The 13,561-nt window shown below is 57.8% G+C and carries 14 protein-coding genes; 9 read left to right on the top strand and 5 right to left on the bottom strand.

What is annotated here, in order from left to right:
• Positions 1-98: 98 nt before the first annotated feature.
• Complete coding sequence (locus AC0V6K_RS13410) at positions 99-578, bottom strand: YHS domain-containing (seleno)protein (protein ID WP_472623045.1); 480 nt, start codon at positions 576-578, stop codon at positions 99-101.
• Between the two features lie 266 nt (positions 579-844).
• Between AC0V6K_RS13410 and AC0V6K_RS13405 the strand changes: the two genes are divergently transcribed.
• The 3 genes from AC0V6K_RS13405 to AC0V6K_RS13395 are packed head-to-tail and all read left to right on the top strand — an operon-like array spanning position 845 to position 2,487.
• A complete protein-coding gene (locus AC0V6K_RS13405) occupies positions 845-1,756 on the top strand; it encodes an alpha-hydroxy acid oxidase (protein ID WP_486172665.1) in 912 nt (303 codons plus the stop codon).
• Positions 1,725-2,003: an alpha-hydroxy-acid oxidizing protein gene (locus AC0V6K_RS13400; protein WP_472623041.1), complete on the top strand. Its 279-nt coding sequence runs from the start codon at positions 1,725-1,727 to the stop codon at positions 2,001-2,003. Before AC0V6K_RS13405 ends, AC0V6K_RS13400 begins: the two co-directional genes overlap by 32 nt.
• Before the next feature lie 58 nt (positions 2,004-2,061).
• On the top strand, positions 2,062-2,487 hold the full coding sequence (locus tag AC0V6K_RS13395) for a hypothetical protein (RefSeq protein WP_472623039.1): 426 nt from the start codon (positions 2,062-2,064) through the stop codon (positions 2,485-2,487).
• Between the two features lie 74 nt (positions 2,488-2,561).
• Here the strand turns inward: AC0V6K_RS13395 and AC0V6K_RS13390 are convergent, their stop codons facing one another.
• Positions 2,562-3,110, bottom strand: coding sequence for a YHS domain-containing (seleno)protein (locus AC0V6K_RS13390; protein ID WP_486172664.1), 549 nt, complete (start codon positions 3,108-3,110; stop codon positions 2,562-2,564).
• 316 nt (positions 3,111-3,426) lie between these two features.
• Here AC0V6K_RS13390 and leuA point away from each other — a divergent pair, with 316 nt between their 5' ends.
• The 5 genes from leuA (at position 3,427) to AC0V6K_RS13365 (ending at position 9,656) form a co-directional block, all read left to right on the top strand.
• The gene (gene leuA, locus AC0V6K_RS13385; RefSeq protein ID WP_472623035.1) at positions 3,427-5,109 is read left to right on the top strand and encodes a 2-isopropylmalate synthase; all 1,683 of its coding nucleotides are present in this window, start codon (positions 3,427-3,429) and stop codon (positions 5,107-5,109) included.
• Positions 5,110-5,263: 154 nt separating this feature from the next.
• Entirely contained in the window at positions 5,264-6,529 is a 1,266-nt protein-coding gene (locus AC0V6K_RS13380) for a TPR end-of-group domain-containing protein (RefSeq protein WP_472623033.1), read from the top strand.
• An 81-nt stretch (positions 6,530-6,610) separates the two neighbouring features.
• Complete coding sequence (locus tag AC0V6K_RS13375; RefSeq protein WP_472623031.1) at positions 6,611-7,393, top strand: DUF2189 domain-containing protein; 783 nt, start codon at positions 6,611-6,613, stop codon at positions 7,391-7,393.
• A gap of 177 nt (positions 7,394-7,570) precedes the next feature.
• Positions 7,571-8,614 carry an amidohydrolase family protein gene (locus tag AC0V6K_RS13370; RefSeq protein ID WP_472623029.1) on the top strand — a complete coding sequence of 348 codons (1,044 nt, stop codon included), beginning with the start codon at positions 7,571-7,573 and terminating at the stop codon, positions 8,612-8,614.
• 55 nt (positions 8,615-8,669) lie between these two features.
• The gene (locus AC0V6K_RS13365; RefSeq protein WP_472623027.1) at positions 8,670-9,656 is read left to right on the top strand and encodes an NAD(P)H-dependent flavin oxidoreductase; all 987 of its coding nucleotides are present in this window, start codon (positions 8,670-8,672) and stop codon (positions 9,654-9,656) included.
• Positions 9,657-9,673: 17 nt separating this feature from the next.
• Here AC0V6K_RS13365 and AC0V6K_RS13360 read toward each other — a convergent pair whose 3' ends face one another.
• The 3 genes from AC0V6K_RS13360 to AC0V6K_RS13350 all read right to left on the bottom strand — a co-directional run bounded on the left by AC0V6K_RS13360 (position 9,674) and on the right by AC0V6K_RS13350 (position 11,658).
• Entirely contained in the window at positions 9,674-10,186 is a 513-nt protein-coding gene (locus AC0V6K_RS13360) for an AHH domain-containing protein (protein WP_486172663.1), read from the bottom strand.
• Between the two features lie 41 nt (positions 10,187-10,227).
• Positions 10,228-11,052, bottom strand: a complete 825-nt coding sequence (locus tag AC0V6K_RS13355; RefSeq protein ID WP_472623023.1) for a hypothetical protein — start codon at positions 11,050-11,052, stop codon at positions 10,228-10,230.
• 114 nt (positions 11,053-11,166) lie between these two features.
• A complete protein-coding gene (locus AC0V6K_RS13350; protein ID WP_472623021.1) occupies positions 11,167-11,658 on the bottom strand; it encodes an NAD(P)H-dependent oxidoreductase in 492 nt (163 codons plus the stop codon).
• Between the two features lie 83 nt (positions 11,659-11,741).
• Between AC0V6K_RS13350 and recJ the strand changes: the two genes are divergently transcribed.
• Positions 11,742-13,529 (top strand): single-stranded-DNA-specific exonuclease RecJ, encoded by a 1,788-nt coding sequence (gene recJ / locus AC0V6K_RS13345; protein WP_472623019.1) that lies wholly within the window; start codon positions 11,742-11,744, stop codon positions 13,527-13,529.
• Positions 13,530-13,561: the final 32 nt, after the last annotated feature.

Here is a 13,561-nt window from a genome sequence, read left to right as displayed (position 1 = left end):
CGAATTTCTATCTTGATTAGGATTGGTGCCCCGGCGGGTGTCAGGGGTCAGGTATGTTGCCGGGGCACCAAACAGTGACGCGAAGAGCGAATGTCAGCTCAGTCGCCGAATTTCTTGCCGTCCGGGATTTTCGCCCAGGCCGGATCAGATTTTGCGATGAAACCCGGAATGTCTTTCAGCCAGGTCTGCTGAACGCCTTCATTGAAGTTCAGGTACAGTTTGCCATCAACGATTTTGTAAAGCGTGGCATCACCCGGTGCGAGTGAACCACGGCTCATCGCCCATGCGCAGTGGCCGCCATATTGCGGGGCATAGGCATCCGGATCCGCTTTGAACAAATCGGCGTTGGCTTGGCTCGAAAAACGGAACTCTGCGCCGTCATGCATCACGGCGTATTTCGCACTGCCCAGGACGGGCACGCCATTGCCTTGGAAATAGCTAACGGTGTCGTATCCGCTGACAGCGATGTTCCCGCCTTGGACGCCAACAAACACACCGCCATCGGCGACGGCTGGCGAGGTCACCGCCAGCGGCGCGGCGAGCGCTGCTGCGGCAAGGATAAGAGTCTTGAATTGCATTAGGGGGTCTCCTGCTTTCATCCCTTCACGGGATTTGTGCGGCGGCCATTCGTCAGCAATCCGGGCGGGGTCGTCAGGGGTTTGCCAGCAGGGGACTGGCGGGGGAAGCCCGGAATACTGCGAATGGCCGCGCACATCAGGGGGTTCGCAAGGAAATCGTATTTGGTGACACCTGGTGCGAAAAAAGTTTCACATTTTTCGTGAGCGCCGTTCCAAACCGTGCGCACTCGACAGGTTTGGCGCAATCGGCCAGAGCCGTTCTCGCGATGAAACTCAGCGACTGTCACAACATCGACGACTTCCGAAAGCTGGCGAAAGCACGGCTCCCCTTCCCCGTGTTCGACTACATCGATGGCGCTGCGGATGACGAGCTGACCAAGGCGCGTAACACCGCAGCCTATGACATGGTTGATCTGGTGCCTGATGTCCTCGCCAGTGTGGAGACGATTGATACCAGTTTCACCATACTAGGGCGTGAGAGCGCGCTGCCTCTGATGCTCTCTCCCACCGCCGTTCAACGCGCGTTCCATTGGCAGGGCGAAACGGCGGTGGCAAAAGCGGCGGAGAAGTTCGGCCTGTGGTTCGGCATCTCCAGCCTCGCTACGCGCAGCATCGAAGAGATCGCCGCGCTCACCAGTGGGCCGAAACTGTTCCAGCTCTACGTCCACAAAGACAAAGCGCTGAACACAAACATGATCGAGCGGTGCCAGGCGGCGGGCTTCGATGCCTTGGCGCTTACCGTTGACACGATTGTTTCGGGAAAGCGCGAACGGTGCCTGAGATCCGGCTTCACCACCCCGCCCCGCTTCACCCCCTCCAGCGTATGGTCCTATGCCACCCGCCCGCGCTGGACGCTGGATTACCTGTTCCGCGAGAGATTCCGCCTCCCCAATCTCGATACGCATGTGACCGAGGGGTCAAGCAAGGCGGTTAGCATCGCCGAGTATTTCAACACGATGCTTGATACCTCGATGGACTGGTCCACCGCCGCCGCAATCCGTGAGCAATGGGGCGGCACCTTCGTGCTGAAAGGCGTGATGAGTGCCAACGACGCGCGGCGCGCGGTCGAGATTGGTGCGGATGCGATCATGATCTCGAGATCACGGTGGTCGGCAGCTCGATGGCTCACGCAGCCCGTTCGATCAATTGGCCGAAATCGTCGATGCGGTGGGCGGTGAGATCGAGATCATTTGCGATGGCGGCGTCCGGCGCGGAACCCATGTTCTCAAAGCCCTCGCCAGCGGTGCAACCGCTGCATCTGGCGGAAGGCTGTACCTCTATGCCCTCGCCGCCGCAGGTCAGGACGGTGTGGAACGCGCGCTGGGTATCCTCAAGGACGAAATCGAGCGCGGGATGCGCTTGATGGGGGTGACCGATGTCAAACAGCTCACGAAAGAGCGCATCCGCCCTCGCACATTGTCATGAAACGGAAACCCAAGTAGCGCTTTTGCGCGACTGATATTTGCGCGTTTCGAGGACCGCTATGAAGACCTATGCCATCGCGACTGTTGCCGCGCTCGTACTCTCCGCCTGCGGAACTCCCGCTTCGGAAGAAAGCGCTGATGACTTCGCGTCGCGAATAGGCTCCGGAACGAAGCAACCTGCGGCACAAGGAACAGTTTCGCCGACAGTCGCCACGCCGTTACCCGGCGCCGCGCCCGGCCCGATGACGCCTGGCACTCAAACCGATCCGAACACTGCTTGCAGCGCGCATCTGGTTGGCAACTTCATCGGAAAACTCGCCGATGCGGCGACCCAGACCGAAGTCGCCAATGCTGCCGAGAACGCAAGCGAAGTGCGTTTCGTGCCGTTTGGCGGGAACGAGTTCATCAACCCGGACCCCACCAATCCGCGCCTCAACATGATGCTCGACAGCCAGAACATCATCCGCGACGCGCGTTGCGGTTGAGATAATCCTAAAAGCCAAACCCCGCCGCCAGCAACAAGGCCAGCGACGGGGCTTCGGGGTTAGCTTCTCAGACGTTAGCTGCCGGTGTAGTGCTCGTCCGGCGAGTGGGTCGGGTAGTTGGTGTCACCCTTGGCGATGAAGCCCGGGATATCCTTTTCCCAACGCTCCTGAACGCTCTTGTTGAAGTTCAGGTACAGTTTGCCGTCGACGATTTCGTAGACTTCCGGATCGCCTTCAGCGAGCGCGTCATTGGCGCCGATCGCCCATGCGCAATATCCACCATAGGCAGGAGCATATTTGGCGGGGTCTTCGATAAACGCTTTGGCGTTGTCTTCGTTGGCGAAGCGGTAATCAAAACCTTCGTAGCGGACGGTGAATTCTTCGGTGCCTTCAACCGGAACACCTTCGCCGATCTGATAGCTGACCACGTCAAAGCCGCGCACCGCCAGCGTGTCACCGCGGGTCTTGGTGTAGATCGGGCCTGAGGCTTCGCCGCCAAGATCTTTGTAGAGCGCGACTTCGGTGGCTTCAGCCATTGCGTCGGTGCCGGCGGTTTCTTCAGCCGGAGCGCCACAAGCTGCGACAGTGGCCATTAGGGCGATTGCAAATAGAGACTTCTTCATAGGGGTATCCTCCAAATTGAACTGTTGAACCGGCTGCCTGATTGCCGGTCACATCAGCCATTTCGCGCTGGCTGATGCAAAGGTTACAGCAATTGGTGACACACCCGATATTTTTCGCCCATTGCGAGTAAACCGCCCCTTGCGTCCGGTTGGATAATCGGCGAAGACTTGCCCCACGATGCAACGGTACACCGGCCTTCTTCTACGACTTACGCGCCCTTGGGCGTGATTGGCTGCGTGCGGATAGACGCGGCCTGACGCTCAAGGGATCAGCCGCCAAGACTTTCCAAAGCCTTCCGTAAGAAAGCTTCCTTCGATGCCAATGCTCACCGACCCTTCCCGCAAATATCGCGCTTTTCCGCAGGTCCCCATCACGGACCGCCAATGGCCTTCGCGCACTATCACCGCCCCGCCCCGCTGGCTCTCCACAGATCTACGCGATGGCAACCAATCGATCATCGATCCGATGGACAGCGTGAAGAAGAAGCGCTTCTTCGACATGTTGGTCGAAGTGGGCGTGAAAGAGATTGAGGTCGGCTTCCCTAGCGCGGGCGCTACAGAGTTCGACTTCATTTCCGGCCTCGTTAAATCCGATGCCATCCCTGACGATGTGATCGTTCAGGTGCTGACGCAAAGCCGCGAAGACCTGATCCGGACAAGCTTCGACAGCCTCGAAGGCGCGCGGGCGGCGATTGTTCACCTCTACAACGCGGTCAGCCCGGCATGGCGCGACATCGTGTTCCGGATGACGAAGGATGAAGTGCGCGAAATCGCAGTCGCCGGTGCCAAGGTCTTGCGCGATGAGGCGGCGAAGCGTCCCGACACCGACTGGCATTTCCAGTACTCGCCCGAGACATTCTCAACCGCCGAATTGGATTTCAGCATAGAGGTTTGTGAAGCGGTGATGGAGGTGCTTGCTCCTACCCCTGAACGCCCGATCATCCTCAACCTGCCCGCTACTGTCGAGGCGGCGACGCCCAATATCTACGCCGACCAGATCGAATATTTCTGCCGCAACCTGCCCAACCGCGATGCGGCGGTGATCTCGCTCCACACCCACAACGATCGCGGCACGGGTGTCGCGGCGGCAGAGCTGGGCATGATGGCGGGCGCCGACCGGGTGGAAGGCTGTCTGTTCGGCAATGGCGAGCGCACCGGCAATTGCTGCCTCGTGACAGTCGCGCTCAACATGTACACGCAAGGCATCGACTCGGGCCTCGACTTCAGCGACATCGACCGCGTGATCGAGACCGTCGAATACTGCAACGATCTGCCGGTGCATGAACGCCATCCTTATGGCGGCGAGCTGGTTTTCACTGCATTCTCCGGAAGCCACCAAGACGCGATCAAGAAAGGCTTTGAATCGCGCGAGAGCCAGAATGACGAAGGCTGGCGCATCCCCTACTTGCCCATCGACCCGGCAGACCTTGGCCGCGACTATGAAGCCGTCATCCGAGTCAATTCGCAATCGGGCAAAGGCGGCTTCGCATGGGTTCTGGAGCAGGATCAGGGCCTCAAACTGCCCAAAAAGATGCAAGCCGATTTCTCTAAAGCCGTGCAACGCATGGCAGACGAGCTGGGCCGTGAGTTAAACGCTGCCGACATCTGGGATGCATTCAAAGCGACTTACCATGTGCAGACTGAGGACAAGCATTTCCAACTGGTCGATTACGAGGAAAGCCGCGCCGCCGATGGCACGCGCATCTTTGCTGGCAAAATCGCAGTCGAAGGCGGAGAACAGAGCGTTTCAGGGCGAGGCAACGGTCTGATTTCAAGCGTCGTCAGCACCCTAGAAGGGGCGTTCGACCTCGACATCAAAGTGCTCGATTATTCCGAACACGCGATGGGCACAGGCCGTGATGCGCGTGCCGCAGCATATCTGATGTGCCAATCGGGCGACCGGATCATCTGGGGATGCGGGATCGACGTAGATGTCGCCACCGCCAGCGTGCGAGCGGTGTTGAGTGCGGCGAATTCAGAGGTCATATCCAAAAAATAGGGGTTGAAAGACTGTTCTGAGTTTTGAATACCCCCTTAGTCAGAGCGAATAATTCGTTACGGGGGCAAACATGGGACGAGAAGAACTTCGAGCTTGGTGCGCTTTATATGCTCCTATTCTTTGGATCGGAGTGATCTGTGCTGCGACCCTTCTTGTGATCATTACACTTCATTCTGAACCGTTAATAGCGCAAGACAACTCTGCGTTGGAACAGCAAGACATCGTTGCAACAAAGGCGACAGCAGATCCGGCTACCCAAACGGCAGCGGTGCCGATTGATGAAAAGTCATTGCAGTTGCTTCTTTCATCTTTCCGTGAAGAGCAAAGCCAAGCCGCCAGTGAAATGGCGCTAACCCATTTAGGGATTGCGATGGGCTTCTTTGGAGCTCTGATGACAGTGATTGTTATCTTCTTTGCTCTAAGAACCAAAGAGGCCGCCGTTGCTGAAGCCTCAGCCGAATTGATGCGGATGCGCCGTGAATTGCAGCAGCTCAAAAGTGAACTGCGAGGAGATATCTCCAGAGAGTTATCCGGAGCTGTCTCAAGAATTACGGACGTTTCAAAGCCCGGTCCAAAAGACGAATTCTTAGATCGAATGATGGAACTGGTCGCAACGCAGCGAGCGCTCTCTCCAGATGAGCAGCTGAAGCTATCAATGCTTTCAGCGGATATCGGTGCGAAAGATGCTCGCGATTTATCCTATTCGGATTTCTTAACGCTCCAGACAAAGCGCCTAGCAGAAAAGAGATACGAAAGCGTCCGTGATCTCGCAAATGATATGGTCAGTCACAAAAGCGATGCACGCATTCAAGCTGCTGGATACTTCTACCAAGGCACCGCCCTCTATTATCTTGGTAAACACGAAGCTGCTACAAAGGTATTCGAAACGGGGCGAGACACATTCGAGAAATCTGATGATCGTAATGTGCGATATCAGCTCGCAAAGATTTTCAACAATCTTGTAATCACCTACAACCGGCTCAAGGAATACAACGATAGCCTGTCAGTGACAGAAGATGGCCTTAAACTGATAGAGTCCTTGCCGGAAGAGGATGCCAAACGCATTCGCGTAAAGTTGATGACTAACAAGGGTGATGCACTTTCACACCTTGGCAAACAACAGGAAGCAAGAACGGCTTATAATGCTCTTTTGAAGCTGTTCGATGATGGGTTGAATTTTGCTGGTGCCCCCGAAACCAGAGCTCGTATCGAGTATAACATCGCCTGCACGTACGGATTAGAAGGCAAAGTCACACTGGCTTTGAAACACCTGCGACTAAGTCATTCGATCGCGTTGATTCCACATACAGGCCCAGATGCAATTGATGCAGATACAGATTTTGACGATGTTCGAGGAAAAGCCAGCTTTAAGAAGTATTTAGATAGCCTTCGCAAAGCTGGAGACGAGCCTCCGTTGTGAGGCCCGTATTTGATTCAGCGCAAAGAGGCGCGCTGATCGGCGTGGTACAAGGCGTGTATCCTTGGGAGGGGAGACGCGCCGATGGCCACGGGCAAACAGCAGGACCTGAGAGCAAAACCGCCGCGCCCGATTGTGGCGGATGATCTGACGCTTCGTGATCTCGGTTCGGCGCTCGCTGACGGGTGGCGCGATTTTCTGGCCATGCCGCAATACGGCCTGTTCTTTGGCGGGGTCTATGTGCTCACTGGCATTGCACTGGGCTATTTCGCGCTGGTCGCCGGCTACACCAGCCTTCTCATTCCCGCGACCGCTGGCTTCCCACTGATCGCTCCGTTTGTTGCGGTTGGTCTGTACGAAGCGAGCCGACGGAGAGAGTCCGGTGAGCAACGCACTTGGGCCGCCATTCTCGGCGCGCTGCGCGGTCGCGGTGACGAGCAAATAATGAGCATGGGCGTGATCGTGTTTGTCGCATTCGGCTTCTGGATGATCGTCGCGCATGCCGTGGTTGCGATCTTTATGGCGGAAGGCGGATCGGGCTCCGAGACGTGGGAATTCCTCACCACGCAAACCGGCCTCACCATGCTGGGAGTGGGCTCCGCGATTGGCGCGGTGATGGCCTTTGCATTCTATGCGATGACGGTCATTAGCCTGCCGATGCTGGTTGACCGCGAAGTGAGCTTTCCACGCGCGATCATCTCGAGCCTTCTCACCGTGCGCGCCAACACCTTCGTGATGCTCGCATGGGCTTTTGTTATCGCTGCGGTTTTGTTCGTTGCGCTCATCCCGGCTTTCCTGGGACTGCTGGTGGCATTGCCGGTCCTGGGCCACGCGACATGGCATTTGTATCGCCGTGCGGTGAGCTGACGCGATACGTTTCCTACTCTATGCGCTGCCGCTAACGCAGCTATGTGACACCTAATTTCTCGCCCTCCCCAACCGATCCGACGGCCGCAATGCAAGCCTGCGCTTTTTTGCTCCTGAACAGTGTGTCAACTGTTTCAAGCGTGCTAGGCCAGCGATGAGTTGAGGAGAGAGCACCGCATGACCGAAGCGATTCTGGAACCCGATCTACCCATCATTGACCCGCATCATCACCTTTGGGACTTGCGGCCAATGCTGCCGATGTTCCCAGAGCCCCGGCACCGCTTCATCGAAACACTGGTTCCGGTTGCGCACTACACGTTCGACCAGTTTAACGCCGAGGTAAGCGAGAGCGGCCACAACGTCATCGGCACTGTCTTCATGGAATGCGGTGCGTTCTACAATGCGGGCTATGGCGAGGCGTTGAAGGTCGTGGGCGAGGTCGAGTTCGTAGATGGCGTTGCCGCACAGTCGGCCAGCGGCCTCTATGGCAATGCGCGGCTCTGCGCCGGGATCGTGGGACACGCAGACCTGCTCCAAGGTGCAGCTGCAGGTGAAGTGCTCGACGCTTTGCAAGCCGCCTCTGCACGGTTCCGTGGCATCCGCCATCAGGGTGCCTGGGACGCCGATCCTGAGGTTCTCGGCCCTCCGTTCCATGCTCCGCCAGAGCTCTACAAAGACGCGACCTTCCGCGAAGGTTTCGCCGAACTGGGCAAACGCGGGATGAGCTTCGATGCGTGGGTATTGGAACCGCAGATTGGCGATGTGATCGACCTCGCCCGCGCCTTCCCTGACACGCCCATCTGCGTTGACCACTGCGGCACTCCACTGGGCAATGCGAGCTATGCTGGCAGGTTGGAAGAACGCTTCGACACATGGCGCGCCAGCATCATCGAACTTGGCAAGTGCGAGAATGTGGTGGTGAAGCTGGGCGGTCTAGCCATGCACAATTGCGACATGCCTACCGAAGGGCCAGCTGCGGGCATCGGCTCGGAAGACCTCGCACGTATGTGGAAGCCATATATCGTGACATGCATCGAAGCCTTCGGCACCGATCGCGCGATGTTTGAGAGCAACTACCCCGTCGATCGGTGGGGCGCGACCTATCCGGTTCTGTGGAATGCGTTCAAGCGGATAACGGCGGATGCAAGCGCAGATGAGAAGGCTGCGCTCTATGCCGGGAACGCGGCACGGTTCTACCGCGTTGAGGACCTGCTTGCCTGACGCAAGTTAGGTCTTTAACAGCAACCGAAATCACAAATACTCACCGGAGAGATGCATGACCCTTCCCGCCCCGTTTGACCGTATGCGCCTGCCGCTGATCGGTTCGCCACTGTTCATCGTTTCCGGACCAGAGCTGGTAATTGCGCAGTGTAAAGCCGGGATTGTGGGAAGCTTCCCCGCACTGAATGCACGTCCGCAATCGTTGCTGGACGAGTGGCTGCACCAGATCACCGAGGAGCTGGCCAAGCACAACCGCGAGAACCCGGATCGTCCGGCGGCGCCGTTCGCGGTGAACCAGATCGTCCACAAATCAAACGATCGCGTGATGCAGGACATGGCGACTTGCGAGAAGTGGCAAGTGCCGCTGATCATCACCTCACTTGGTGCTCGCACCGAGATCTTCGATGCCGTACGCAATTGGGGCGGCGTGACGATGCATGATGTCATCAACAACCGCTTCGCCAACAAGGCGATCGAGAAAGGTGCCGACGGCCTGATCCCGGTTGCTGCCGGTGCTGGCGGTCATGCGGGAACACAGTCGCCTTTCGCGCTGATGCAGGAGATCCGCGAGTGGTTTGACGGTCTAGTGGCGCTTTCCGGCTCTATCGCCAACGGTGCCTCGATCCTGGCAGCGCAAGCGATGGGCGCGGACTTCGGTTATGCGGGCAGTGCCTTCATCGCGACCGAGGAAGCCAATGCTGATCAAGGCTATAAGCAAGGTATTGTCGAAGGCTCAGCGGAAGGCATCGTGTATTCGAACCTCTTCACTGGCGTGCACGGTAACTATCTACGGTCATCGATCGAAAACGCAGGACTTGACCCAGAGAACCTTCCGGAAAGTGATCCATCTAAGATGAATTTCGGCAGCGGCGGCAACACCAAAGCCAAAGCGTGGAAAGACATCTGGGGCTCGGGTCAAGGGATTGGCGCAGTCAAGAGTGTCGGCACGGTCGAGGACATGGTCGGGCGGTTTGAACGCGAATACCATTCGGCAAAGGCTGCGCTTCTGGCGAAGTCTAACTACGCCAGCTGGGTTGACTGACTAAGCGGAGCGCGCGCTTAGGTCGCGTTCCAAAGTTTCTCTGCCATTGCGTCAAGCTCGGTAAAATCGAAGCCTGTCCCAAACGGGTCTTTGCGGTTCAGCAATAGTCGACGGCGCGCGCTGAGGAGCCTCCGTCTAAGGGCTGACTGAAGCAACCGAAGCCTCAGCAATGCCTCGACAAAGGCACGCTCTGGATCGGTTAGACGAGTCTGAGACCAGTGATCTTCAACGCGCCCAACACGCTCGATTACAAGCTCGTTATACTGCCGGTGTGGCCCGCGATGCAGTGGCATCCCGGTGCGATAGGTTGCTTCCGTGGTCGCAGGCAGCAATAGGCCGTTGGCACGAAAGTCATCAAACCCGACCGAGCTTCGGCCGATCTGCTCGAACATGGAACCAAAGCATCTGCGCCCTAAGATCTGACGCGGCAGAATATGGTGCCGTTGCAAGCCTGGATCGTGGTCAGGAGAACCCCGCCGATTAACCTGACGAAATGGTATGGCGGCGCGCGACCGCTGCGTTACGGGCATGCGGGATGGGCCGATACTTTGCTGATCCCCCCGCGCCATTCTTACTCGTGCGAAACGCGAATGAACTTGCGATTGGCAGAGGGCCGCATGATCAACCGCGTCCCTTCTGGCGCTATCATACGCTCGCTTTCCTCAAGACCTCCGATCAGCACCAATTGATTGATAATCCGGCTAGCAAGGCGGGTAGCGACCACCTTGTCGGCAGAAAGAGGCGGCTCAATCCGCAATTCCTGTCCGATCCAGAAGTCGAGACCAATGCTTTCCAATGCGCCATCGACAGCCGAGTGAAATGCCATGAGGCCGATCGCCGGAAACGGCCCGCCTTCGAGCCACGCCGTGACAATCGACTCAAAGTACCGTCGCCCAATTGCACTTTTGGCCGGGGGCCAAGCCACGGCCTGAAGCTCATCGAAATGATGTATAAGATCGCGGGCCAAGGCCAAGAGCCCCTTAGTCACCGGAAATGTCGCCTCTCCACCGGTCAAATGCGAGCCCGGTGTCAAATACAGAGCTTCGCCGGTAGTCTCGCCGGGCGCATCCTCCAAATCGAACAGATCCTCCGCCTTCGGTGGATTACATGGAATTCCTTCAGCCAGCCCGATCAAGTCGAACGTAAGGCCGTCACGAAGGAGTTCGAACCACGATTGTTCCACCTGCCGTGCTTGCAGGGCAGGTTGATGACTAGCGCCGGGCTTTTGGTCTGCTGATACTGAGAGAGGGGCCGGATAAAGAGGATCGTGAACGATACTCACTCTGTCTTGCTCGCTGACAAACTTCTTTATCGCAGCACGATCAGGCCGTTTGCCACTTGCAAACAGCAGATACACCCCGCCGGTGCCAAGATGCGGCGCGTCTTCGATCCTCAAAGACCCCCTCTGAAAGCCTTTCTCAGCGCGACCCGAGCGGCATAGACTGTGACGCGATTGTAGGTCCCCGTCGAGTCCTCTTCCCAGGCTTCGGCTCAATAGACCCGAGAGTCACTAGAAGACTCCCATAGCAATGCCTTCGGCAAAGCCATTTCCTAAATCCCGGCAATCTTTCAGGACGTTATCCGGAATAACCTTGTCTGCCAATATGCGCTCTGGGCTTTGCGCATTAAAGTTGAAGATTACGGGGTCAGCGACTCTTCGCAAACGCCATCCGGTCGCGATACGGTCGAGCTGCCTCTGCGCGCCCTGCCCATCCGATCCTGCCGCGATGATTGACGCGTAAGGCCGCCCCTCAATTTGCCCCAGCAATGGGTAATAGAGACGATCAAACATCTCTTTCATCATACCGCTCATGCTGGCCAGGTTTTCCGGGCAAACGAAGAGATAGCCACCGGCAGAAAGAGCCTGCTTTTCGGTCAAATCCTCCGCCGGCAGCAGAACGGCGTTTGACGCTTCCGCAGCCGCTCGGGCCATGCCTTCACTGGCTCCGGTGCGGCTGTGCCAGATAACCAGAAGATTGTTCGATGAAATTGCGGGCGCCATGAATTGCGGACAAGCCCTGCGGCCTGTCGATTGTCAATGGCGCGGGCCTGTTCTGTGAAGCGGTGGCAGCGTATAGGCAGGGCATGGCCACCAAATCGATTTCCCACGTTCTCGGTGTCTCACAGTCTTTGTCGGGCAAGGCATGGACATGGCGTGGCGGCAATATGGAGCTGGAGGGCGGTCAGAATTCGCTCGACAATTCCGTACTAAAGCAGCTGCTGATGACGCGCGGTGTCGCCGAAGACGATATCGAACGGCACGAAAAGCCAACGATGCGCGGATTCCTGCCCGACCCTTCCGAGTTCCGCGACATGGATCAGGCGGCGCGGCGCATTGCATCGGCCATCCTGAGCGGCGAGAAGATCACCGTTTATGGCGATTATGACGTCGATGGCGCAACAAGCGCGGCGCTGATGATCGAACTGCTCCGCTCACTTGGCAGCGACGCCGAGTATTACATCCCCGATCGCCTTCTTGAGGGATATGGCCCGAGCGGAGAGGCCTTGGTCAAATTGGCCGAAACAGGATCAAAGCTGATTGTAACGGTGGATTGTGGTGCGATGGCATTTGATGCCTTGTCCATGGCACGCGAAGTGGGCGTGGATGTGATTGTGGTTGACCATCACAAATGCGCTGCAGAGCTTCCGCCGACGGCAGCGCTTGTGAACCCCAACCGACTTGATGAGAGCGATCTGGCTGCTTCATTCGGACATTTGGCCGCGGTTGGTGTCGCGTTTCTATTGGCCATCGCCTTGGTGCGTACGCTGCGCAACCAGGGCTATTTCGAGAGTCGCGACGAACCCGATTTGATGGCCCTACTTGATCTGGTGGCGCTCGGCACTGTGGCCGATGTCGCCGCTCTTCACGGACTTAACCGTGCTTTCGTGTCGCAAGGCCTCAAAATCCTCGCAAGGCGCGAGCGGATCGGCATGGCGGCCTTAATTGATGCCAGCAGATTGAAGCGCAGCCCGCAGGCAAGCGATCTCGGCTTTGCGCTAGGGCCGAGGATCAACGCAGGCGGTCGCGTGGGCGAATCGACACTAGGCGTGCGCCTGTTGACCACACGCGATCCCGAAGAGGCCCGGGAAATCGCGACGCAGCTATCTCAACTCAACGAAGAGCGCCGCGCTATCGAGGCAGAGGTGCAGGAAGCAGCCGAAGCGCAGATAGCAGGTCAGCACAATCACGCGGTGCACGTCCTCGCCGGATCAGGCTGGCACCCGGGCGTGATCGGAATCGTCGCCGGGCGCATCAAGGAAAAGACCGGCAAGCCCTCCATTGTCATTGCAAAAGATGAAAGCGACGGCACGGGCAAAGGCTCGGGTCGTTCGATCAGCGGTGTCGATCTGGGCGCGGCGATCATAGCAGCGCGCGAAGCCGGATTGCTGGTCGCTGGTGGAGGCCATGCGATGGCTGCTGGACTGACAATCGAAACGTCCAAACTGAACGAGTTTGCCGAATTCCTCGATCAACGCCTCGCCCGTGATATAGAGCGCGCCATGATCAGCGCGAGCATGAAGCTCGATCTGGCGGTCGCACCAGGTGGCCTTACGCCGCAGTTGGTCGAAACACTTGATGCGGCAGGGCCTTATGGCGTCGGCTGGCCCGCGCCGCGTGTGGCCGTGGGCCCAGTCCGGATTATCAAGGCGGATATCGTTGGCAAAGACCATTTGCGTGTCATTGCTAGTGGCCCCGATGGGCGCTCTTTCAAGAGCATCGCATTCCGAGCGGCAGAAACGGAGATGGCGCAGACGCTGCTGCACCGAAGCGCTGGTCGCACGTTCCATTTTGCAGGTCGCGTGAAGATCGATGATTGGGGTTCAAGACCGGCGGCGGAATTGCACTTGGAAGACGCCGCATTCGCTGATTGAGACGCACTAAACGGATAATTCGCAAAAGATGC

This window comes from Erythrobacter sp. S43 (genome assembly GCF_057364955.1).
This window is presented reverse-complemented; position numbering and strand designations above follow the sequence as displayed.